The sequence below is a fragment of the Cereibacter changlensis JA139 genome (assembly GCF_003034985.1).
Taxonomy (GTDB): Bacteria; Pseudomonadota; Alphaproteobacteria; order Rhodobacterales; family Rhodobacteraceae; genus Cereibacter; species Cereibacter changlensis.
The window spans coordinates 1-22,092 of sequence record NZ_PZKG01000068.1; the positions used below are offsets into that span (position 1 = coordinate 1).

16 protein-coding genes are annotated in these 22,092 nt (G+C 68.6%); 7 read left to right on the forward strand and 9 right to left on the reverse strand.

Annotated features, from left to right (window positions below):
* From C5F48_RS14220 to C5F48_RS14245, 6 genes are all read right to left on the reverse strand, one after another.
* On the reverse strand, positions 1-424 hold a 424-nt coding region (locus C5F48_RS14220; protein ID WP_146170604.1), incomplete at its 3' end, for an ABC transporter ATP-binding protein.
* Positions 425-444: 20 nt separating this feature from the next.
* Positions 445-2,184, reverse strand: a complete 1,740-nt coding sequence (locus C5F48_RS14225) for an ABC transporter permease (RefSeq protein WP_107664565.1) — start codon at positions 2,182-2,184, stop codon at positions 445-447.
* 60 nt (positions 2,185-2,244) lie between these two features.
* Entirely contained in the window at positions 2,245-3,564 is a 1,320-nt protein-coding gene (locus tag C5F48_RS14230) for an ABC transporter substrate-binding protein (RefSeq protein ID WP_107664566.1), read from the reverse strand.
* Positions 3,565-3,721: 157 nt separating this feature from the next.
* Positions 3,722-5,023, reverse strand: a complete 1,302-nt coding sequence (locus C5F48_RS14235; RefSeq protein WP_107664567.1) for a sigma-54-dependent transcriptional regulator — start codon at positions 5,021-5,023, stop codon at positions 3,722-3,724.
* Positions 5,016-7,013: an ATP-binding protein gene (locus C5F48_RS14240; RefSeq protein WP_107664568.1), complete on the reverse strand. Its 1,998-nt coding sequence runs from the start codon at positions 7,011-7,013 to the stop codon at positions 5,016-5,018. The genes C5F48_RS14235 and C5F48_RS14240 overlap by 8 nt, the downstream gene beginning before the upstream one ends.
* Positions 7,010-8,149 carry an ABC transporter substrate-binding protein gene (locus C5F48_RS14245; protein WP_107664569.1) on the reverse strand — a complete coding sequence of 380 codons (1,140 nt, stop codon included), beginning with the start codon at positions 8,147-8,149 and terminating at the stop codon, positions 7,010-7,012. Before C5F48_RS14245 ends, C5F48_RS14240 begins: the two co-directional genes overlap by 4 nt.
* Before the next feature lie 476 nt (positions 8,150-8,625).
* Between C5F48_RS14245 and repA the strand changes: the two genes are divergently transcribed.
* From repA to C5F48_RS14265, 4 genes are all read left to right on the forward strand, one after another.
* Positions 8,626-9,858 carry a plasmid partitioning protein RepA gene (repA, locus tag C5F48_RS14250; protein WP_107664570.1) on the forward strand — a complete coding sequence of 411 codons (1,233 nt, stop codon included), beginning with the start codon at positions 8,626-8,628 and terminating at the stop codon, positions 9,856-9,858.
* Positions 9,858-10,862: a plasmid partitioning protein RepB gene (repB, locus tag C5F48_RS14255; RefSeq protein WP_107664571.1), complete on the forward strand. Its 1,005-nt coding sequence runs from the start codon at positions 9,858-9,860 to the stop codon at positions 10,860-10,862. The genes repA and repB overlap by 1 nt, the downstream gene beginning before the upstream one ends.
* A gap of 245 nt (positions 10,863-11,107) precedes the next feature.
* The gene (repC, locus tag C5F48_RS14260; RefSeq protein ID WP_170139587.1) at positions 11,108-12,214 is read left to right on the forward strand and encodes a plasmid replication protein RepC; all 1,107 of its coding nucleotides are present in this window, start codon (positions 11,108-11,110) and stop codon (positions 12,212-12,214) included.
* 1,042 nt (positions 12,215-13,256) lie between these two features.
* Complete coding sequence (locus tag C5F48_RS14265) at positions 13,257-14,432, forward strand: hypothetical protein (RefSeq protein WP_107664573.1); 1,176 nt, start codon at positions 13,257-13,259, stop codon at positions 14,430-14,432.
* A gap of 6 nt (positions 14,433-14,438) precedes the next feature.
* Here the strand turns inward: C5F48_RS14265 and C5F48_RS24825 are convergent, their stop codons facing one another.
* From C5F48_RS24825 to C5F48_RS14280, 3 genes are all read right to left on the reverse strand, one after another.
* Positions 14,439-15,152 carry a class I SAM-dependent methyltransferase gene (locus tag C5F48_RS24825; RefSeq protein WP_146170605.1) on the reverse strand — a complete coding sequence of 238 codons (714 nt, stop codon included), beginning with the start codon at positions 15,150-15,152 and terminating at the stop codon, positions 14,439-14,441.
* A 243-nt stretch (positions 15,153-15,395) separates the two neighbouring features.
* Positions 15,396-16,556, reverse strand: coding sequence for an extracellular catalytic domain type 1 short-chain-length polyhydroxyalkanoate depolymerase (locus tag C5F48_RS14275; RefSeq protein WP_107664574.1), 1,161 nt, complete (start codon positions 16,554-16,556; stop codon positions 15,396-15,398).
* A gap of 384 nt (positions 16,557-16,940) precedes the next feature.
* Positions 16,941-18,422, reverse strand: coding sequence for a glycosyl transferase family protein (locus C5F48_RS14280; RefSeq protein WP_245941344.1), 1,482 nt, complete (start codon positions 18,420-18,422; stop codon positions 16,941-16,943).
* Between the two features lie 101 nt (positions 18,423-18,523).
* On the opposite strand from C5F48_RS14280, the gene C5F48_RS14285 reads away from it, so the two are divergent.
* The 3 genes from C5F48_RS14285 to C5F48_RS14295 all read left to right on the forward strand — a co-directional run.
* The gene (locus tag C5F48_RS14285) at positions 18,524-20,647 is read left to right on the forward strand and encodes a TonB-dependent receptor domain-containing protein (protein WP_107664576.1); all 2,124 of its coding nucleotides are present in this window, start codon (positions 18,524-18,526) and stop codon (positions 20,645-20,647) included.
* 55 nt (positions 20,648-20,702) lie between these two features.
* Positions 20,703-21,605 (forward strand): siderophore ABC transporter substrate-binding protein, encoded by a 903-nt coding sequence (locus C5F48_RS14290; RefSeq protein ID WP_107664577.1) that lies wholly within the window; start codon positions 20,703-20,705, stop codon positions 21,603-21,605.
* 75 nt (positions 21,606-21,680) lie between these two features.
* A partial coding sequence (locus C5F48_RS14295) for an iron chelate uptake ABC transporter family permease subunit (RefSeq protein ID WP_146170606.1) occupies positions 21,681-22,092 on the forward strand: 412 nt, incomplete at its 3' end.

A 22,092-nucleotide genomic window follows, 5' to 3' on the forward strand; every position in this document is an offset into this window, starting at 1 on the left:
GGCCACCCGAGAGTTGGGCGGGCATCCGGTCGGCCAGATGCAGCAACCCGACCAGATCAAGCGCCGCCTCCACCTTCGGACTGATCTCGCGCCGCGGCATCCGGCGCTCCTCCAGCCCGAAGGCGACGTTGGCGCGCACCGTCATGTGCGGCCAGAGCGCGTAGGACTGGAACACCATCCCGACGTTGCGCTTCCACGGTGGCAGGTCCGCGATGTCGCGGTCGCCGATCAGGATGCGGCCCTGCGGTCGCGGGCCGAAGCCGGCGATGGCCCGCAGCAGGGTGGACTTGCCCGAGCCGGAGGGGCCGAGGAAAGCGAAGAACTCGCCCGGCCGGATCTCCATGTCGATGCCTTCCAGCACCTTGGTCTCGCCGAAGGACAGGTGGAGGTTCTCGATGCGGATGCCCGCGTCGGATCGTGTCATGTCTGGTTTCTCCTGCGGGATCATGCCTCCGCCCCCGGGGCGGCGGCGCGGCGGCGGCGGTCGCGTTCGATGATGCGCTGCGAGAGGTAGGTGCCGAGGGCCACGATCACCACCGCGAGGATGCCGAGCGCAGCCCCCGCACCGCGTCCCGAGGGCGATTGCATGAAGAGATAGATGCCATAGGCCAGCGGCGCGTCGGCCGAGCGACCCACCAGCATGATGGTGGCCGAAAGCTCCACCGCTGCGGTGGCGAAGCTGGTGACGAAGCCGGCGAGGATGCCGCCCGACATCAGCGGCACCACGATGCGGCGGATGGTCGAGGCCTTGGTCGCCCCGAGGCTCTCCGCCGCCTCTTCCAGCGCCAGCGCGATCTGCTGCAGCGCCGCCATGCATGCGCGCAGCGCGTAGGGCAGCCGGCGGATGGCGAGGGCAATGATGATGATCCCCCACCAGCTGGCCATCGGCCCGCCGCCGAAGGGCAGCTGCACGCCGTGGAACAGCCGCAGATAGCCGATGCCCAGCACCACCCCCGGCACGGCCAGCGCCGCGGTGGCCATGTAGTCCAGCCACTTGCGCCCCGGCAGTCCGGTGCGGATCACGATATAGGCGATGGCGGTGCCGAGGATCACGTCGAGCAGCGCAGCGGTTCCGGCATAGAGCAGCGTGTTGCTCACGTATTGCATCGACTGGCTGAAGACCGTGCCGAAGTGCTGCAGCGTGAAGCCGTCGGGCAGCGGGCTGAACGACCAGATCGTGCCGAAGGCCAGCAGAAGCAGCCCCAGATGCGGCGACAGCACCAGCGCCAGGATGAACAGGATCACCGCATAGGCCGTGATCTTTTCGCCGCGGCCCAGATCGCGCTTTGACAGCCCGCCGCCGCCCTTCTGCGTGGTTGCGTAGTCCTTTCCCCGCATGAAGAGGAAGGAAGCCCAGAGCGAGAAGACCGAGAACACCACGAGGATGAAGGAGATCACGTAGCCCATCGGGTCATTGATGCCGACGCCGGTGATCCTGAGATAGGCCTGCGGCGCCAGCATGGTGTTCACGTTCAGCAACAGCGGCGTGCCGAGGTCGTCGAAGACCTTGATGAAGACCAGCGCCGCGCCCGCGAGATAGCCCGGCATGGCCAGCGGGAAGACGATCCGGCGGAACAGCCGCATCCCCGACGAGCCGAGGTTCTGCGCCGCCTCCTCCATCGAGCGGTCGATGTTGCGCAGCGACGCCGAGAGGTTGATCAGGATGAAGGGGAAGTAATGGATGGACTGCACCAGGATGACGCCGTTCAACCCCTCCATGAAGGGGATCTTCACCCCGAGATACTGGTCCAGCAGCAGGTTGACGGTGCCGTTGCGGCCGAAGAGCAGGCTCATCGCCACCGCGCCGACGAAGGGCGGCATGATCAGCGGGATGATCCCGAGGCTCTGGATCAGCACCGCGCCGCCGAAGTTGAACCGGGTGGTGATATAGGCCAGCGGCAGGGCGATCACCGTGGCGAAGACCACGGACATTGCCGAGACGTAGAAGGAGTTGACGAAGCTCTCGCGGAACAGCGTCGTGTTGAAGAAGTCCTGGAAGTTCTGCAGCGTGAAGGCGCCGCTGCGCGCGTCGAGGAAGGCCACATAGACCACCTGCGCCACCGGCAGGATCAGGAAGGCCATAAGGAAGAGGGCGATGACGACGCCGGTGACGGCGGTCCCGGACAGCCGCGGAAACAGCGTGAAGCCGCCGGCGCTTCCGGGGGAAGCGGTGGAATGGGTCATGAAAGCACCTGCGCTGGAGCCGAAGGGCCCCGCTCCGGACAAGCCGGAGCGGGAGCGGAGTCACTGCATCGCGGCAGCCTGATCGGCGAGTTCCTTGGCCTTGGCGTAGTTCGCCACGGCGAAGGCGTCCCATTCCTGCTCCACCTCGGCCTGGCGGCCGACCACCTCGGTCGCCGGATCCGCGCGCGAGATCTGGAACACCCCGGTGAAGGAGGGATCGAGCGACTGCTCCTCGGTGATTGGCAGCGCCTCGATGAGGGTGCGGGCCTCGTCGATCAGCGTCTTGGCCTCGGCATCGGCGCCATCCGGATGCGCCGCCTCGGCCGCCTGCACCGCAGCGACCGCCGCCCGCAGATCATCCAACCGGTAGGTGATCATCACGTCGAAGAGCGAGTTCACCAGATTGTAGCGCGTGCCCGACTTGTCGACGTCGAAGACGATGGCGCCGGGGGCGAACTCTTCGGAGAACGGGTTGGGGAAGCCCTCGGGCGCATGGGCATAGGCGTCGGGATTCACCGGCAGCCGCATGATCGCCGGGTTCAGCAGGACCTGCTGGGCCTCGGGCGACAGGATGAACTCGACGAAGGCCTTGGCGCCCTCGGCATTCGGTGCGTTCTCGATGATCCCGACATTAGCCGGCACGATCGAGGTGACGCTGGGATAAACCAGTTCGACCGGGAAGCCGGAGGCCTTCGAGGCCAGCCCGAAGAAATCGATCACGATGCCAAAGCCGAAGTTGCCGGAATTCACCCCATCCGGCACGCCGAAGCTGCGCTCGGTCACGGTGTTCATGTTGCCCGAGATCCACTTCCACTTGGCCCAGCCATCCGCCCAGCCGTCACCCTGCAGCAGCGTCTCGACGGTGAGATGGGTCGTGCCCGACCGCGAGGGCGAGGACATGCCGACATGGCCGTTATACTCGGCCCGCATCAGGTCTTCCCACTCGGTCGCGACCGGCAGATCGTTCGCCTCGATGTAGCGGGTGTTGTACATGATGCCGTAGCCCGAGGCGGCGAAGCCGTAGTAGGAGCCGTCGGGGTCATTGATCGGATAGGAGCCGATCGTGTCCGGGATGCCCTCCGCCGCGATGTCGACCTTGGCCAGCAGGCCCTCGCTCTTGAGCACCTCGAAGGCGTCGGGGGCCGAGGCCCAGAACAGGTCGGTGGTGTTCGAACCCTTGGTTTCCTGCAGGAAGGCGACCGAGGCGTTGGTGTTCCGGCTGACCACCTCGAGTTGATAGTCGGGATGCGCCGCCTCGAAGGCCGCCTTGAACGGATCGGTGAGATCCTTGGGGAAAGAAGTGACCACGACGACATTCTGCTGCGCCGCCGACGCCGTGGCGACCAGAGCAAGAGCCGTGGTGAGTAGGATGGTCCGCATTGTTGCCTCCCTGGCAGTTCGTGTCAGTCGCGCCGGTTTCTTGCTATTCTTGTGGCGCGCAAAAACTGTGCGCAGGGATGGATCTCTAATCAAGTAATTGTTTATATTATATTTTTCGCGTCAGTCCCGACACGCGGCATGGGGCAAAAGTGACACGTCAGGCCAGCCCGTGCTGGCGCAGGCGCAGGTAGAGCCGCTTGCGCGGGATGCCCAGCAGCTCCGCCGCCTCGGCTTTGCGGCCGCCGGTCTGCAGCAAGGCCGCTTGCAGCAGGCGATTCTCGAAACTCTCCATCGCGCGGTCGTAGCTTTCCACCGGCACGGGCGCCGCGCCGCCGATCGGGGCGAAGCTGGGCTCCAGCCCAATCACCAGCCGCTCCGCCAGGTTCCGCGCCTCGCGGACATTGCCGGGCCAGTGGTGATACTCGGCCTGCCGGCGCAGCGTCGGGCTCAGCACCGGCTTCGGCAGGTTGTGCCGGGCCGCAGCCTCGTCCGCGAAATGCCCGATTAGCAGCAGCGCGTCGCCCTCGCGCTCGCGCAGCGGCGGCAGTTTCAGCGCGCCGGCGTTGAAGCGGTGATAGAGGTCGGCACGGAGCCGCCCCTCCGCGATCAGCGCCGCCGGGTCGGCCTTCACGCTGCCGAGGATGCGCAGGTCCACCGCGCGGGCCGGGCCGCCGAGCGGCGTGATCTCGCGGGCTTCCAGCACCCGCAAGAGCCGGACCTGCAGCGCGTCGGGCATGGATTCCAGCTCGTCGAGATAGAGCGTCCCGCCCTGGGCCGAGGCGATGCGGCCCGGATGCTCGCCCGCCACGCCGAACAGCTCGCGGTCCACATCCGCCTCGGTCAGCGCGCCGCAGTTCAGCGCGACGAAGGGCCCCTCACGGCGCGCCGACATGTCGTGCAGGCAGCGCGCCACCAACTCCTTCCCTGTGCCGGATTCGCCGGCGATCAGCAGATCGACACGCAGGCCGGCCAGCGCCGCCACCCGCCGGCGCAGGTCCTGCATCACGGGCGAGCGCCCCAGCAGCCGGTCCGTCGGCAGGACCGAGCTGGCGAGCCGCTGGCGCAGCGCCGCGTTTTCCAGCTGCAGCCGCCGCATCTCGACGGCGCGGCGCAGGATGTCGATCAGCAGGTCCGGGTCGCAGGGCTTCTCCAGGAAGTCATGCGCCCCCGCCCGCATCGCCCGGATCGCCGCCGCGACATCGCCGTGGCCGGTGATGACGATGAACGGCACTGCCGGCGCGACCACCCGGGCGCGGTCCAGCATGTCGAGCCCGGACATGCCGGGCATCCGCAGATCGGAGAGCACCACCCCCGGCCAGTCCGGCCCCAGAGCCGCCAGCGCCGGCGCGGCCGAGGCATGGGCCTCGACCACGAAGCCCGCGCTCTCCAGTGTCTCGGCGGTGGCCTGCGCCAAATCGGCGTCATCCTCCACCAACATTACCCTCGGCCTGTCAACCATGCGCCACCTTCCGCTCTCCCTGCCAACGGCGGAGCCGCAGCAGCACCTCGGCCCCCTGCCCCGCCGGCATGATCTCCAGATGCCCGCCCATGTCCTGCATCACGTTGAAGGCGATGGATAGCCCGAGACCCAGCCCCTTGCCGACCTCCTTGGTGGTGAAGAATGGGTCGACCAGATCGGCGGGGGCCCGGCCCTGCAACCCTGCCCCGTCATCCGTCACCCGCAGCAGCACGTCGTCGCGCTGCTCCAGCGTCAGGCGGATGCTGCCGCTGCCCCGGCCGGTCTCGCCGATGGCGTCCAGCGCGTTGCTGAAGATGTTCAGCAGCACCTGTTCCAGCAGGATCTCGTCGCCTTCAACCTCGACGCGGCCAAGTTCAGCCGGGCGCTCCACCGCCACCGCCTCCTGATGCAGCCGGTGATCCAGCAGCGCCAGCGCGGCCTCCACCGGTTCGGCAAGCGTCACCCGCACCCGGCGGTGGTCGGAGCGGCGCGCAATGCGGCGCAGATGACCGATGGTGCCGCTGATCCGTTCCACCGTCGCCTCAAGCCGCGCGATGGCTTCGGCGGCCTGCGGCTGGGCCAGCCGCAGGTTGTGCAGCCGGTGCCGCATTGCGGCCAGCGGCTGGTTGATTTCGTGGCTGATCGCCGCCGACATCTGGCCGAGCGCGGCCATCTTGCCGGCCTGCACCAGATCGCGCTGGGTCCGTTCCAGCCGCTCCACCGCGCGCCGCCGCTCCGCGACCTCGGCGGAAAGGTCGCAATGGGCCAGCTGCAGCTCGGCGGCGGAGGCGCGGAACACCTCGACGGCGCGCGCCATGTCGGCGATCTCGTCTCGCCCCCTCACCGGCAGCGCCGCCGTCTCGTCGCCCTCCGCGATGCGGGTCAGGTCCGCCGCCAGCCGTTCCAGCCGCCGCAGGATGCGGTTGCGCACGTAGGCCAAAAGGATGGCGGCGCTGGCGACGGCCCCGGCCAGCGCCAGCGCCGAAAGCCAGATCGCGCCCAGAAGCACCCCGCGGGCCGCCTCGTCGGCTGCAGCCTGTGCGGCTACCCGTTCGCGCCGCCCCAGCGTGCTGAGCTGCGCCTGCATCTCCGACAGCGCCTGCTGCGCGCTTGCAAGCTGGTCCACGGCCTCGGTCCGGAGGGTGATCTGCCCGCGCATCTGCGAGAAAATCCCCTCCGGCTCCTGCGCGAGGGCGATGAGCCGGTCGACGCTTTCCAGCAGGAGCCCGATATCCGCCCGCTCCGGCAGGTCTATGCGCAGCAGGGCGATGGCGTCCAGCGTGTCGTGGCCGAGCTCGCGCACCTCGTCCAATGCCTCGAGGCCCTCCACGCCGCGCGCCTGCAGCAGCAGCGCGGTCAGGGTCGCCGTCTCGGAGGCGAGACGGGCGAGACGGTCGCGTGCAAGGCGGTCACGCTTCAGCCCGCCTTCGGCCGCGGCCCGACGCGCGGGGTCCGGGTCTTCCACCAGCACGCCGAGCGCCGCATCCATGTTGAAGGACAGGTCCTGCAGCAAGGCCCCGGCCTGGTCCTGGACGTCGCTATGCGTCCAACGCAGTTGCTGGTCGGTTGCGCCGGCGCGATAGGCCAGATCGCCGAGCGCCACGCTGGTGCGGTTGAAGCCGGCAAGCGCCCGTCGCAGCACCGCCTCGGCCCGGGCCAGATCCTCGCCTTCAGGCGCGCGCTGCAAGGCCGAGGAGGTGAGGACGGCGGCGATCCCTGCTGCGGCCTCCTCGACCCGCTCCGCCAGCACGGCGGGATCCTTGCCGTTGCTGGCGATGATCCCGACGGAGACCGCCGCCAGATCGCCGGTGAATTCTGCGAGCTCCCCCGCGAGGGCGACCCGGGGGATGCGGTCCTCGGCCAGCAGGCGGAAGTCGCGTTCGGCCTGCAGCACAACATACATGCCGGCGAGCACCAGCAGGGCGGCGATGCAGACGATCACCAGCAGCGCCAGCGTCAGCCGCGCCCGGATCGAGACCGGCCTGCTCATTCCGCCAGCCCCGCTTCGGCCCGGTCCAGCAGGGCCGAGGAGGCCCGCGACCAGCGGATCAGTGTTTCGCGGTCGAGCACTGCCGTTCGGGCCTGATGCTCGCTGACCGGCATGTGGGTGAGGATCGCTCGCACCGAGGCGCGCTGGGGAGCGTCCAGCGGCAGGGCGCGCCAGCGCCACCAGAGATCGCGGCGGCGCAGGAAGTCGCGAGCGATGAAGCTCTCGAACAGCTGGTTCACGCCCGCGTATCGCCGGCTGGCCAGCCCCGGGTCGTATCGCGACCAGCTGAACTGCAGCGCCGCCCGCACGGCGGGCAGCAGGGTCTCGGCCAGTTCCGCCCTGATCTCCGGGTTCACCGGGATCCGGCGGATGTCGGGGCGCAGCAGCAGGCGCTGGCCCTCGGACGACAGCAGGAAATCGACGAAGGTCTGGGCGTCCTCGGCGTTAGCGCCGCCTTCCAGCACGGCGATCCGCGCCGGGATGATGATGATCGGCCGGCCATAGCGGAACACCAGCCCGGCGCCGCTGCGCTTCAGCGCCAGGAAGTCGATGGTCAGCCCGATGTCGAAACGCCCCTGCTCCACACCCTCCAGTACGCCGAAGCTCCGTGCCGAGATGGTGTTCAGCTGCCCCGACAGCTCCAGAAGCCAAGCCCATCCCGCGGTCCAGCCGCGATCCTGCAGGATCGTCTCGATCAGGCTGTGGGTCGTGCCGGACTGCATCGGGTGCGACATGCCGATCCGCCCCGCATAGTCGGGGGCGAGCAGGTCGTTCCAGTCCTGCGGCGGCCCGCCTTCGAAGGGGGCGCGCCAGGTCCAGCCGACAGCAGAATAGGCGAAATCGACATGGCTGCCCTGCAGACGGCCGGCCTGCTTCAGTACTTCGAAAGCCTCCGGCGCGGAGGCCCAGAACAGGTCGAAGCCCCGGGCGTTGCCGGAGACGAGCTCGGAAAGCGCCGCGTTGGTGTTCTTGTTGAGATGGCGGACGGTGACGCCGGGATGACGCGCCTCAAATGCCTCGAGCACTGGCTCGACCACCTCGGCCTCGTAGGAGGTCAGAATCCGCAAATCTTCGGCAGCCGCCATCGTCCCGGCCAGAGCCAGAATCCCCGCAAGCCCCCAAGCCCTCACTCCCATGGCAACTCTCGTCTCCCCCGGGCGATGCTGTCATCCCCCGCCCCCGCGGGCAAGCCGCCGTTCGCCGCTGTTCGGACTGGCCAGCGGCGCGGCGGAGAGCAGCAACCCGGAGAATCGGCCTGTTGCGAAGCGGCAGCCTGTGGAAAACCCCGGACGCATCGCGTCTTCAGCAATCTCGGACGGCGGGATATGGCATGCTGAATCAACAGCTTGCCGCCCCATCTTCATCAATCGCTCGCTCCCGGTAGGTCGCCCTCTTGCAAAGGCGCAGGATTTCTCTTCGAATATAATGCCTTGCAAAATCACCCTCGGAAGACGCATGAAGCGCCTGACAAGCAATCCTTCGACGGGAACAAAAAATGATTGCCCGCGAGCAAGTTGCGTGGCAACACAGTGATTGACGCTCGGGAGGCTATAATTCGGTCCTGAGCGTAAACGAGCAGAAGAGCCCGCAACGGGCCAGCGAGGGCAGCAGGATGAATTCCATCAGCCATGACATGTGGCAGGCGGTCAGCAGTTCGCAATTGGGTGCCTGCGCCGAAACTCTGGCCTCCGCGCTCGACGAGCAGTTCAGGGAAGCGCATCAGCCGGGTGGAAGCAAGACGCTTCGCAAGTTCGCGGTCGGCGAGGTTTCTGACCTCTTGGGCGTCAGCCCGGCCAACCTCCGGATGCGGCACAAGGATGGCTCCCTGCCCGAGGTCGAATCCGACGCGCGCGGCCACCGCTATTACAGCGCCGAGGAGATCGACAAGATCCGCGACGTGCTGTTCCGCACCGGGCGGGGCAAGTCGGCAGCGGCCTATCGCCCCGGGCGGCGCGAGGGCGACCGGTTGCAGGTCATCAGCTGCGTGAACTTCAAGGGTGGCTCCTCCAAGACCACCACGGCGATTCACCTCGCACAGCGCTATGCCCTGCGCGGCTATCGCGTGTTGGCGCTCGACCTCGACGCGCAGGCCTCGCTCACCACCCTCTTCGGCTTCCGGCCCGAGGTCGAGTTCGCCGAGGGCGGCACGATCTATGACGCGCTTCGCTATGCCGATCTCGACGCGCCTGAAGGCGAGCGGTTCGAACCGGTGCCGCTGCGTGACGTGATCCGCAAGACCTATTTCCACAATCTCGACCTCGCCCCCGCCGGGCTGATGCTGTCGGAATACGAGACCGAGACCGCCAACAACCTGCGCGACAACCGGCACACGGTCTTCGCCCGACGGCTTTCGGAGGCGCTGGAGAGCGTCGAGGACGACTATGACCTCGTGATCATCGACTGCCCGCCGCAGCTCGGCTTCACCACGCTCTCGGCGCTGACCGCCTCCACCGGGCTGGTGGTGACGGTGGTACCGGGCATGCTCGACATCGCCTCAATGAGCCAGTTCCTGAAGCTGGTCTCCGAGACGCTGGACGCGGTCTCGAACGCGCTCGGCGAGCCGATCGCCTACAGCTTCGTGAAATTCCTCGTCACCCGCTACGAGCCGAACGACGGGCCGCAGCGCCAGACCGAGGGCTACCTTCGTGCGATCCTGAAGGACATGGTGATGGTCAACCCGATGCTGAAGTCCACGGCGATCTCCGACGCCGGCATGACCCACCAGACGGTCTACGAGGTCGATCCGAGGGATTTCATCCGTACCACGCTCGACCGGGCGCTCGGCAGCGTGAACGACGTGAGCAACGAGTTGGAAGGCATCATCCAGAAGGTCTGGGGGCGCTAATGGGACGCAAGATCCTCGACAAGCTCTCGCTCGCCCAGGCCGACAAGCCCGCCGCCGCCACCCCTGCCCGCCGGATGGGTTCGGCCATGTCTGTCGGCGGCCTCCGCGACGGGCTCGAGCGGATCACCAGCAATTCGGTGCGCGATCTAGACCCGTCGCTGATCGATCAGGACGGGCTGCGCGACCGCCTGCAGTTCGACGCCGAGGATATCGCCGATCTTGCGGCCAGCATCCGGGCGCATGGCCAGCAGGTGCCGATCCTGGTACGGCCTTCCGACCAGCCCGGCCGGTTCCGCGTCATCTACGGCCGGCGGCGTCTTGCCGCCATCCGGCAGATCGGCGGGCCGGTCAAGGCCATCGTCCGCACCCTCGACGATAAGGCGGCGGTGCTGGCCCAGGGTCAGGAAAACAACCTCCGCCTCGACCCCTCCTTCATCGAGAAGGCGGTGTTCATCGGCGCGATGCGCGACGCAGGCTATGACGGAACGGTGATCCGCGAGGCTCTCGGCGTGTCGAAGCAATCGGTCAGCAGCTATGTCGTGGTGCTCGACGCGATCCCGCTCTCGGTGATCGAGGCGATCGGCGCGGCGCATGACACCGGGCGGCGGAAATGGACGGAGCTCGCCGACCTGGCGCGGGTGGAGGGCGTCGACCTCCCTGCCCTGCTCGGCCGCATGGGCCGCGCGCTGCAGGCGGCGGAGTCGAGTGCAGCGCGGTTTGAGGCTTTCCTGAACGCGGCAAAGGCCGTCGCCTCCGGTGATGCTGCACCGCAGCAATCGGACGCCGCAGCGCAGCATGATCTGGTCCACCGCGGTGGACCGCGCCCTCTCCGCCTCGCCGACGGCCGCAGGATCGCGACCGTGAAGCGCAGTGCAAGCGGGCTAGAGGTGAAGGTCTCGCAGAAAGAGGCCCCGGAATTCAGCACCTGGCTGGCGACGAACCTGGACGGATTGATCCAGGAGTTGCACGGGCGGTGGCTGGAGGAGAGCGGATCCAACGACTGAGGCGTCGTGGATCCTTACAGGCAACATCGAGCAAAAGGAGAGACAGGAGACCGTAAAAAGAAAGAGCCCCCCAGAATGATCCGGAGAGCCCTCGTCTGTTGTGTGGTAGCACAGATCTAGCAGCTTCTCCTCACACTCGTCAAGCGCCACCTTTCCGGTGGACTGATGAAACTTGCTCATTTTCAGGTGATCCTGAGGGCAGGCTTGGATCATTCATGGGCTCACGGTCGCCCTGCGACAGGATCATGGCCCAGAGATTTTCCCCGACGTCGGCGCTGCCGGCGACCAGCAGAACATGGTCCACCACTGATCCATGGTGGACGGTCTTCCGCGACCTGCGCGACTGTCAGAGCCGGTTCGGCCTAAAGCCGCGCCACCTCGACACGCTGGCGGCGCTGCTGTCCTTCCTGAAGGGCCAGTCCGGCAACATGATGGTCTTCGCCTCCAACGCCTCGATACAGGAGCGGATGAACGGCAAGAGCGTCCGCTCGCTGCAACGCAGCCTGAACGATCTGATCGAGGCCGGCCTGCTGCGCCGCCGCGCCAGCCCCAACGGCAAGCGCTTCGCCAAGCGGGGCCCCTGCCCCGAGTCCGCCGCGGTGTACGGCCTGGACCTCGCTGGTTTTTTGCAGGCCGCCCCGGAGATCGCGCGGCTGGCCGAAGACGCCCGCGCAGAAGCGCGCACCTTGGATCTGCTGAGGCTGCGGCTGAGAGAGCTGCGGGCGCTACTGCTGGACCGCGGGGCGGAGGACGAGGCGGTCCGTCTGGCTGCCGTGCTACGACGCAGGCTAGAGCCATCCGATCTGGAGCAGGAAATCGCGGCTGCCGAAGCACAGCTCCCCTGCGCCGCAGAGCCCGTCGCTTCATCCATTGCGATAGAGGTGGTCGGCGCTGCAGCCGAATTGACGCCCTCTGACAGCCACTCTGTCACGCATCATCAGAAGTCCGAGAAAGAAGATAAAGATAAGAGCGACTGCGTCAGAACTCGAAACGTCGAGCTGAACCAAGCCAGCGATCTACTGAGAAGAGTGAAAGACGCTTGCGCAGACGCAATGTCATTCTGCGGTGACGCCCCCAGAAGCTGGGAAGACTTGCGCAGCCACGCTCTGCAACTGGCGGCGTGGATGGGCGTCGATAGGCAGAGCATGATGCAGGCGGTTGCGAGACTCGGCGCTGATGGGGCAGCCATCACCATATTTGCCATCCTCCAGGCAGGGAGCTCGATCCTCAAGCCCGCAGCGTATTTCCGAAGCCTTGTGAGTGGGAAGAATGCTGCAGGCTACGATCCGTTGCGGCTTCTGGCGCGCTTGGAAAAGCGCGGTACCTTCGCATTACCTTTGCCGGGATGCTGAACTCCTGGAGGTCCACCGCGGTGGACGAGCCAATGGATGCCAAATGATGTATGAGGGTCGCGGGCTGCTCCCGAGGTCGGTTTGACAGATCAGGACTAGCGGAGCGGCAACAACATCAGCGGTCCACCGCGGTGGACCGAACCGCATCCTTGCACCCCGACCCATACAGCCACAACGAAAGCGTTCTTGCCTGCCCACAAGCAATAGGCCGGCACCAGCTGATACCCTCTAAGGGAGCGGCCTCTGCGTGGTCACGCCGTCAGCCCGATGTTCTGTTCCAGCGGGGGAGCGCTGCTAACACTGACCTGAAGCCGCAGCCTCAGCGTCACAAAATGGCAGTGATCCTACCCGAGTGAGCAGGGCTCACCCCGGCCTGCACACGAATCGCCGGCGCAATCTCAAGCCGTCCGATCTGTATCGTGGCTCTCCCGCGCGGGGCCGACGGTGCTTCGTCACCATCATCATGCCCCGATCTTCGGCGGCACCCGACTTGAGTCAGCGGCGCTTCAAGCAACAGCCGGGGAGGCCATTCTCACGCATATCTGCGCGACTCAGCGCCAGGACGGCTCGCCGGAGCGAGCTATCATAATGGTTTCGCGAGATCGCATGTAGCCACAATCACCACGGAGCTCGATGAGGAGTTTGGAGTATTCCCTGCTGCGCGTTCGAAGAGGGCCAGCTCCTTGCGGCTCGAGCACCAAGGTGCTTTTCCCTTGCAAGGATCGGACAAGGTGATCTGCTCGAAAAAAGTCCGGACCGGTCCCACTGCCTAGCAGATGCTCCCAAGCCGGTGGTCCCGAAATACCGCAACAACGTCCACCGCGGTGGACCAGAAGCAAAACTGCGTACCGATTGACGACATGCACGTCCCGACTCTACGGGAGGGCAGGGCGGACGGCGACGCTAATCGCAGGCCCGGATTCCATCTCTCCTCGTTAAATTGCCGGGGCCAAAACAAACACTGAGACAACAGAACGAATAGCCGCTATTCGTTCCTAGCTGATATCCAAAATCCGCACCCAATTGGAAAACCCCTCGCGCCATGGAAGCCACCGCAACCGCCTTCGACCTGCTCCTCAGCGCCGAGATCGGCGCCGCCCGCCTCGAAGGTTTGCTCCGCGCCGACGCGGTGCTGGCGGCGCAGTGGCGGGCAGAGGCGGCTGTCGCCGAGGCAGTGGCCTCCATCGGGCTGGAGGATGTGCGGCTCGCCGAGGGAGACCTGCTCGCCCGGATCGCCGACAGCCGGACGCAGGGCGTCGATGCGCCGGCGGTGGAGGATGCCCTCGCGGTCCTGCGCTTCCTGCGCGCGCCGGGGGATCCGCTGGCGGACCCGGTCGGCGTGCTCGAGCGCATCGACCGGCTGGCCCGGCGGGACCAGCCGGCGGAGGAGGGGCTGTCTGCCGAGGATCTCCGGCCCGTCTTCGCCGGCTGCATAGGCCGGGCGCCGCTGCTGGAGGCGCTGCGGGCCTCGGCGTTCTACGGGGCGCTCACCCTGCGGCGCAGCCCGGTGGCGGAGCGCATGGTCTTCGTCGCGGCAGACCATGCCGCGCGGCGCATCGGGCCGGGCAGGGCGGGGAGCTCGACCTCGGGCGACCCGTTGCGCGGGCTCGGCGGGCGGGTGGCCGCGGACTGGATCGCGCTGCCGTCGCTCGCGCTGACCCGCGGCCGGTTCTCGATCTGGTCGCCGGGCAGCGGCGAGGGGGCGCGGCGCATCGTCGAGGGGCTGCGCGCCGGCTTCGAGTTCGAGCTCGGCAAGGTGATCGGCATCCGCAGCTGGCAGGAGCGGCTGCGCGCGGCGGGGCAGGACCGGCATGGCCGCTCGCGTCTCGCCGACGCCGGGAAGGCCTTCGGGCTGGAGCCGGTGATGACGGCGCGGGTGCTGGCCGCGCGGATTGGCGTGACGCCGCGCGGCGCGCTCAACCTTCTGGGCGAGCTGGAAGGGCAGGGGCTGGTGCGAGAAATCACTCTGCGCCGGGCGGCGCGGATCTGGGCGACGCCGGGGCTCGCCGAGAAGCTGGCGGGGGCCCGCAGCGCGCGAAGCCAGCCGCGGCCGCGGATCGACGGCGGTAAGCCGGCGCTCGCGCCCGAGGCCGTGGCTCGCGATCTCGGCCCGCGGCCTCTGAGGGAAGAGGGGCAGGAGGGCGTCCGCAGGGCGCTTGCGGAGTTCGACCGGGTGCTGAGCGAGGTGGACGGGATCCTCGCGAAGCGGCCGGAGTAGTGCGGGTCAGGGCGACAGGCGCGGCAGGTCCTGCAGGCGCCACAGGCAAAGCCGCATCGGGGCCTCGGGCAGGTTGTCGACCCGCGCCTCCACCGGCTCCGGGAAGCGGAACGGGGGGAGGCGGAGGTTCAGCGGCCGCCAGGGCAGGCCGGTGATCTGGTTGCGGTTCCGTGTCACGTCGGCCGCATCGGTGGTAAGCAGCCAGGTTGCGCCGGACTTGCGGAAATTCTCCAGCATCCGGTCGATGTCGGCGAAGGACAGGTGGATCCAGCAGTCGCGGCAGAGGATCAGATCGGTCATGGGCAGCCGGTCGCGGGTGAGATCGGCGATGGCGAAGCGGACTCCCGGGCGGGTATAAGCCTTGATATTGGCGGCGATCACCTCGGGCACCAGATCCACGCCGGTATAATCGATCCCGGCAAGGTCGACCTGCCGCATCCAGTTCCAGTCGCCGCAGGGCGCGTCGAGCACCGAGCGCATGCCGTGCTCCTGGAACAGATGCGGCAGCCAGGGCCGGATGCTGGTGGTCGCCGCGAGCTCCGAGCCGAGACCGGAGCCGCTCTCGTCGCTGCCCCAGGAGCGCTCGCGATAGGCCCGTTGGAAGATCCTCTGCCGCGATTTCAGCCGCATGGCGATCTCGTGCAGTTCCGGCGTGTCGGCGACGAGGCCGCGCAGCCGGTCGCGCAGGCGCAGGTTGAGACGTTTCCGCACGTCGAACATGCCGGGCCCCCTGAAGACCGCACTACTGCTGACTTGGGCGATGGTCTCATGCGCGAGCCGGAGACGGCAAGCGAGCCGAAGGGGGAGGGTGTACCGGTTTTGCTTCGCCAGCCCTCTCCTGCTGAGGGGGGAGGGCGGAGAAGCTCACACTTTCGTGGCGAGCTCCTCCTTCAGGTTGACCTAAGGTTACCTTGATGGTCAGGGGACTGCCGTGGTTCGCCGCTTGGCAACTTCAACGATGCCTCACCCGGCCGCCGGTGGATCCATGCCGGGCCCCGGCAGCCTGTGCTGCAGGAAGAACCGCAGCATCTCGCGCGAGGCGTCCGGACCCGAGGGATCGGTGAAGCTGCCCGCCGCGTCGCCGCCTGACCAGGCGTGGCCGCCGCCGTGCAGCAGCCAGTGCTCCACATGCGACTTGCCGCGCGGCGCGCCGTGGCGCGTCCTGGTGAAGTCGCGCCCCCCTGCCTTGCCACGCCGCACCGCCTCGGCGAGCCGGGGGAAGGCGGCGAGACCACGCGCTGCCACCGCGCGGCCGTTGCCCGGGTGGACCACGTTGTCGGCGTCGCCGTGGAACACGATGGTCGGCAGCGCGCTGGCTTGACGCCGCCCCACCGAACCGAAATTCATCGCGAGGAAGGCGGAGGCCGGATCATGCGCCGCGCCCACCGGCAGGCCGGAATGCACGCCGACGGCGGCGAAGACCTCCGGATAGGCGCTGGCCACCGCCAGCGCCGCCGCGCCGCCGGCGGAGAGCCCGGCGATATAGACCCGGCGCGGATCGGCGGGATGGTCCTGCAGCACCTTGCGGACGATCTCGACGATCAGCGCCATCTCGGCGGCGTGCGACGGCTGACCCGCGCGGAACCAGTTCCAGCAGCGCTTGGCATTGGCCCTCGCGGATTGCGCCGGATAGGCGACGATCATCCGCTGCTGCTCCGCGAGCTGATTCATCGAGGTTCCCCGTGCGAAGTCCTCGGGCGTTTGTGAACAACCGTGCAGCATCACCACCAGCGGCAGCAACGCCTCCTCGCCGGAGGCCGGAGCAGCCGGGACATAGAGCTTGTAGTCGCGTGTTTCGCCGTCCAGCGAAACCCTGCCGCCGATGAAGCGGGCGCCGCGCGCCACGGCCGGCGGCTTGCGCGGCAGCGCCGGCCGGGCAGGCATGCCCCCGGTCGAAATCCGCCGCACCGTCTCACCCAGCGGGGCGCGCGGCTTGGCCATGGGCGGCTTCGGCTTCGGCGCTGGCTTGCGGGTCTTGGGGGCCGCCGCCGGGGCCTTCTTCTTGCGCAGCGGCTTCGCGGGCGGCGGCGCCAGCGCGAGCAGCACGGCCTTGACCGCCGACTTCTGGCGCGCGCGGGCCGTTCGGGTGGCGCTGCGCAGCGCGCGGCGGAAGGGGCTGAGCATGGCGAGGCTTCTCCGGACACCCGTCTGACCGACCGGCACCGAAGGAAGGCGGCCCCGCCCCGGAAGTTCCCGGCGGTCGCGGGGCCTTGATCGCCGGCGGCGGGGGCAGGGGGCCGGCGACCAACAAAGCGGCGGCCCCGCCCGCTGAAGGGCAGGGAACGAATTCAGCGGCGCCAAAGCCGCCAACGGACTCTGCTGGAGCCAGTGGCGCCACCAGGTCCCGGAGGCAGCACGTGGTTGCGAGGCTGATCATGGGGGCGTCGATCACGCTCACCGACAGCCGTCATCCACTTCGCCTGAGGTGGTTGAGGACGTAGCCGCCGCCAACCGGCTTGCCTGCGTTCTGGCGGGCGGAGCGGCGGCAGGGCAGGGGGCCCCATGCCCTCAGACCCGGCGCTGCGCGGACGAGCGTCTTTCCCAGAGCTCCGCCGCCATCCGCCGCGCCTCCGCCATGTCGGGCCCTTCTGCGCTGATGGCCATCAGCCCGAGCGCGGCGGTGTCCAGCACCGTGCCAAGCGCCGCCGGATCGCGCAGCGCGCCGGACCAGACGGCGTAGCAGAGATCGGCCACGTCATACCCCGGCGGCTGCGACTGCGGCGTTCCGGCGTCACCCGGCGGAACCCCGATCTCTGCCGCCTCTGCCCCTCGGGTGAGCACCAGCTTCATCATCCGGTGCGGCGTCGCCTGCGCGACATCGCGATGGCTCTCGACCGAGAGCGAGCGGGACCAGCCGAGTTGCGCCGCCGCCTCGCCGTGCAGCCGCGCGTTGCCGGCGGAAGGCACGCCGAAGACGCTCGCCCCGGCCCCGAGCGGGTTGAGCAGCTGCACCACCAGATTGACCGGGGCGCGCATCTCGAACAGGCGGTAGAGGTTTAGGAGCGCCTGCACCTGCGGCTCGATGGCCGAGAGCGGCAGGAAGGCGCAGCTGCCTTGCGACAGCGCGGCCCGCGCTTCGGGCAGCGAGAGCGCCACCGGGATGTCGAGCGCCTTCAGCACCGGGTCGAACAGCCCGTCCGAGAACCCGTGCAGCAGCACACGATGCCCGCCGCCGGCCAGCAGCTTCGCCGCCAGCAGGAACCACGGCGGTCGGCGGTTGCGCGGCGAGCGATAGGCGGGCCAGTCGAGATCCGGCGCGCCCTCCGCCCCGGTCGGCGGCGGGAAGCCGCGGCGGGCGGCGCGGGCCATGCCGACCAGCTCCGCCGTGGTGACGCCGCGGTATTGCAGCGCCACCAGCAGGGCGCCGATCTGGATCGGGTCGGCCTCGCCGTCGAGCACGATCCCGAAGGCGTCCGCCGCCTCGGTCTCGTCCAGCGGTCGGGTGCGGCCTCGCCCCGCTCCGATGGTGGCGATGTAGCGCGCCAGCCGCTCCTGCGGCGGGTGGTTGTGGCCGATGCTGAACAGGTGTCGGGTGATGGTGGCGCTGTCGGGCTGCCCCTCCGGCAGCAAATGGTCCTGCCGCGCCAGCGGCGGATGCTGCGGGATGCCGAGCTTCAGCGGCGGAGCCGGCGCCGGGGCCGGATCGGGACGCATCAGCGCCTCGGCGTCGGAGACCAGCGCCCGCAGCCGCAGGCGCAGCTCGCCGGCCCGCGCCGTCGGCACCATCCGCCCGCCGGCCCGCCGCAGCAGGTCGTCGCCATACATCGTCCGGAGCTGGCCCAGCATCCGGCTCATCGCCGGGGTCGACAGCCCGAGCGAGGCCGCCGCCCCCGAGACGCTGCCCTCAACCAGCAGCGCATCAAGCGCCACCAGAAGCCGCAGTCGCGCGAGCGGCGAGACCGGCAGGCCGTCCTGAGGCTCCGGCGGGTCGCCGGCAGCGCGATTGGGCTGGGTCATCGCCGCACCCGCCATCCCTGATCTCCCTGCCATTTGCGTTTTCCTGAACTTGGAATCGTTCTCGATCTCGGCGGTTGAACCCGCCGCGCGCCATAGTAGACAATTATACTCAGGATTTATGCAAGGACAATCAAATGGGGAAACTCTCCGCCATCGGGCCGGGCCGGTCGGCGCGGCTGCAGGGCCGCTGCCTGTCGGGATGCGCGGCCGTCGCGCTGACCCTTCCTGCCGCGGGCCTCGTCCCCTCCGCCCTCCGGGCGCAGGACATCCTGCTGGACGGGATCGTGTTGACCGCCACCGGCTTCGAGCAGAACATCGCCGACGCTCCGGCAAGCATCTCGGTCATCACCGCCGAGGATCTGGAGCGCGGCGCCTTCCGCGACCTGACCGACGCGCTGCGCGAGGTGCAGGGCGTCACCGCGACCGGCGTCGCCAACGAGCGCGACATCCAGATCCGCGGCCTTCCCGGGGCCTACACCCTGATCCTCGTCGACGGTCGCCGGCAGGGCACGCGGGAGTCCCGCCCGAACGGCAGCGCCGGCTACGAGCAGAGCTTCATCCCGCCGCTCAGCGCCATCGAGCGCATTGAGGTGGTGCGCGGGCCGATGTCCTCGCTCTACGGCTCGGACGCGATGGGAGGCGTCATCAACATCATCACCCGGAAGGCCGACAGCGTGTGGAGCGGCAGCGTCACCGTGGAGGGCACGGCGCAGGACAGCTCGCGCTACGGCGACTCCGGCCAGCTGTCCTTCAACATCGGCGGCCCACTGGTGAAGGACCGGCTCAGCCTGCAGCTCTGGGGCAGGGCGCTGGACCGGGCCGAGGATTACCGGCTGGGCGGCATCCAGGGCTCCGAGGAGACCAATATCGCCGGTCGGCTGGTCTTCACTCCGACCGAGGATCACGAGTTCCGGCTGGAGGCCGGCCGGACCGAAATCGAGACCGAGACCTCGGCCGGCCGCACGCTGGCCGCGACCGCCGCTGACAGCGGGCGCGACCTGTCGCAGGAATACTGGTCCATCGGCCATTCCGGGACTTGGGGGAATGCCAAGACCGACCTCTCCTTCCAGCAGGAGCGCGGCACCCGCGAGAGCTACAGCTACGATGCCGGTCTCGACTCGATGGTCCGCAACGACCGCGTGCCCAGGGTCAAAAATTCGGTGCTGGAGGGCAAGCTGACCCTGCCGCTCAGCCTGCGCGGCGAGCACACATTGGTCACTGGTTTCCAGCACCAGTCGGCGGAGGTGACCGACCGGGGCCATACGGCGGTGGACCAGAAGCTCGGCGTCGACCAATGGGCGCTCTTCGCCGAGGATGAATGGAAGATCACCGACAGCTTCGCGCTGACCGGCGGGCTGCGCTACGACCACCACGAAAGCTACGGTGGCCACATCAGCCCGCGGCTCTACGCGGTCTGGCATGGCACCGAGCAGCTGACGCTGAAGGGCGGCGTCTCGACCGGTTTCCGCGCCCCGGACGTCCGGCAGGTCGCCGAGGGCTATTACCTGCCGACGCAGCAGGGGGCAGGGCTGATCGCCGCCAACCCCGACCTGGAGCCGGAGGAAAGCACCAGCTTCGAGCTTTCGGCGCTCTGGGACAACCAGAGCAACCTCACGCTGGGCGCGACCGCCTTCCACACCGATTTCCGCAAGAAGCTCAGCAACATGAACACCGGGACGCTGATTGACCCCGACACCGGCGACGTCATCGACCCGCTGGGCGGGGCGGCCTGCAACGCGGCGGCGCTGGGGCCCTATCCCGGCTATTCCTGTCTGTGGAGGAGCTTCAACATCGACGACGCGGTGATCCGCGGCATCGAGCTGACGGCGAGCTGGGAGGCGACGCCCGACATCCGGCTGCGCGGCAGCTACACCTATACCGACTCCGAGCAGAAGACCGGATCCTACGCCGGCTTCCCGCTGACCCGGACGCCGGAGCATCTGGCGAGCCTCCGGCTGGACTGGAGCACGCCGCATGATCCGCTCGACCTCTGGGCGACCGCCACCTACCACGGCTCCGAGATCAACGCCGGGGCGCGGATCGGCTCCAACGGCTCGCCGGTGACGATCAACGGCCAGGCCGGGCGAAAGTACGCGGCTTACAGCACGCTCGACATCGGCGGCTCCTACGAGGTGACCGACCGGGTGACGCTGAACTCGGCGATCTACAATCTCACCGACCGCCGGGTCGAGGCGGCGGACAGCAACACCGTCGCCGAGGGCCGCCGGCTCTGGGTCGGCGTCACCACCAGCTTCTGATCCCTCCCCGTCCCGCCGCCTGTCGCTGCGGGACGCCCTCTCACAAGGCTGACAGATGTCCTTCAAACTCTCTCTTGCGTCCCTCGGCTTCGCGCTCGCCCTCGCGGGCGCCGGCGCCGCGGAAACCGGCACCCATGCCCAGGGCGAGACCGTTCTCGACGCCGTGCCGCAACGGGTCGCTGTCTTCGACACCGCCTCGCTCGACACGCTGCTGGCGCTCGGCGTGCCGGTGGCGGGCGTCACCTCCGGCGTGATGCCGGACTATCTCGCCAGCCGGATCGACCCGGAGACGCCGCGCATCGGCACCCTGTTCGAACCGGATTACGAGGCGGTGAACGCGCTCGCTCCCGACCTCGTCATCGTCGGCGGTCGTTCGGCGGCCAAATATCCCGAGCTGGCCGGCATGGCTCCGACCATCGACATGACGGTGAGCCGGGGAGACTACCTCGCCAGCGCCCGGGCCAATGTCGAGACGCTGGGCCGGATCTTCGACAAGGAGGCCGAGGCCGCCGAGCTCTTGGCGGATTACGACGCCGAGGTCGCGGCGCTACGCGCGCTTGCTCCGGACGCCGGACGGATTCTGGTGATCCTCACCACCGGCGGTCGGATGAGCGCGCATGGCGCCGGGTCGCGCTTCGGGGTGCTGCATGACGACTACGGCCTTGCGCCGGCGGCGGACGGGCTCGACACCGGCACGCATGGCCAGGCGATCTCGCACGAGTTCATCCTGGAGACCGATCCCGACTGGCTCTTCGTCGTCGACCGCGACGCCGCCATAGGCCGCGAGGGCCAGTCGGCCCGGCAGCTGCTGGACAACGAGCTGGTGCAGCGCAGCAAGGCCTGGAAGGCGGGGCGTGTGGTCTATCTCGATCCGGCGCTCTGGTATCTGGTCGGCGGCGGGATCACCGCGCTGACCGATGGCGCGCGGCAGATCCGCACCGCGCTGGCCGAGGGCTGACTCCGGCCAAGATCCCTGCGACCGCCGCCCCGGGACCCGGGGCGGCTCTCCACTTTTCCAAGACCGGAGCCTGACGTGCCACGGACCCTGACCGCGCTTCTGGCGCTGACCCTGCCGCCGGTGGCGGTGCTTGCGCTGCTGAGCCTCTTCGTCGGCGTCGGCGATGCCTCCCCCGCGACGTTGTTCTCGCAGGGCTGGTACGGGCCCGCGGCGCATCTGCTGCTGACCAGCCGGCTGCCCCGCACCCTGGCGCTGATCCTCGCCGGGGCGGGCATGGCGGTGGCGGGGCTGATCCTGCAGATGCTGGTGCGCAACCGCTTCGTCGAGCCCTCCACCGTCGGCACGACGGAATCCGCCAGCCTCGGCATCCTGCTCGTCATGCTGCTGGCCCCCGACATGCCGATGGTCGGGCGCATGCTGGTCGCGGCGGGTTTCGCCGTTGCCGGGACGCTGCTGTTCCTCGCCATCCTGCGCAGGGTGCCGCTGC

What these genes read in the sequence shown, in the direction of transcription:
- C5F48_RS14245 (WP_107664569.1), bottom strand. Translation starts at nt 8,149, where the DNA reads ATGGGAGTGAGGGCTTGGGGGCTTGCGGGGATTCTGGCTCTGGCCGGG.
- C5F48_RS24825 (WP_146170605.1), bottom strand. Translation starts at nt 15,152, where the DNA reads ATGTTCGACGTGCGGAAACGTCTCAACCTGCGCCTGCGCGACCGGCTG.
- repC (WP_170139587.1), top strand. Translation starts at nt 11,108, where the DNA reads ATGGCCCAGAGATTTTCCCCGACGTCGGCGCTGCCGGCGACCAGCAGA.
- C5F48_RS14275 (WP_107664574.1), bottom strand. Translation starts at nt 16,556, where the DNA reads ATGCTCAGCCCCTTCCGCCGCGCGCTGCGCAGCGCCACCCGAACGGCC.
- C5F48_RS14235 (WP_107664567.1), bottom strand. Translation starts at nt 5,023, where the DNA reads ATGGTTGACAGGCCGAGGGTAATGTTGGTGGAGGATGACGCCGATTTG.
- repB (WP_107664571.1), top strand. Translation starts at nt 9,858, where the DNA reads ATGGGACGCAAGATCCTCGACAAGCTCTCGCTCGCCCAGGCCGACAAG.
- C5F48_RS14265 (WP_107664573.1), top strand. Translation starts at nt 13,257, where the DNA reads ATGGAAGCCACCGCAACCGCCTTCGACCTGCTCCTCAGCGCCGAGATC.
- C5F48_RS14280 (WP_245941344.1), bottom strand. Translation starts at nt 18,422, where the DNA reads ATGGCAGGGAGATCAGGGATGGCGGGTGCGGCGATGACCCAGCCCAAT.
- C5F48_RS14225 (WP_107664565.1), bottom strand. Translation starts at nt 2,184, where the DNA reads ATGACCCATTCCACCGCTTCCCCCGGAAGCGCCGGCGGCTTCACGCTG.
- repA (WP_107664570.1), top strand. Translation starts at nt 8,626, where the DNA reads ATGAATTCCATCAGCCATGACATGTGGCAGGCGGTCAGCAGTTCGCAA.
- C5F48_RS14285 (WP_107664576.1), top strand. Translation starts at nt 18,524, where the DNA reads ATGGGGAAACTCTCCGCCATCGGGCCGGGCCGGTCGGCGCGGCTGCAG.
- C5F48_RS14230 (WP_107664566.1), bottom strand. Translation starts at nt 3,564, where the DNA reads ATGCGGACCATCCTACTCACCACGGCTCTTGCTCTGGTCGCCACGGCG.
- C5F48_RS14240 (WP_107664568.1), bottom strand. Translation starts at nt 7,013, where the DNA reads ATGAGCAGGCCGGTCTCGATCCGGGCGCGGCTGACGCTGGCGCTGCTG.
- C5F48_RS14290 (WP_107664577.1), top strand. Translation starts at nt 20,703, where the DNA reads ATGTCCTTCAAACTCTCTCTTGCGTCCCTCGGCTTCGCGCTCGCCCTC.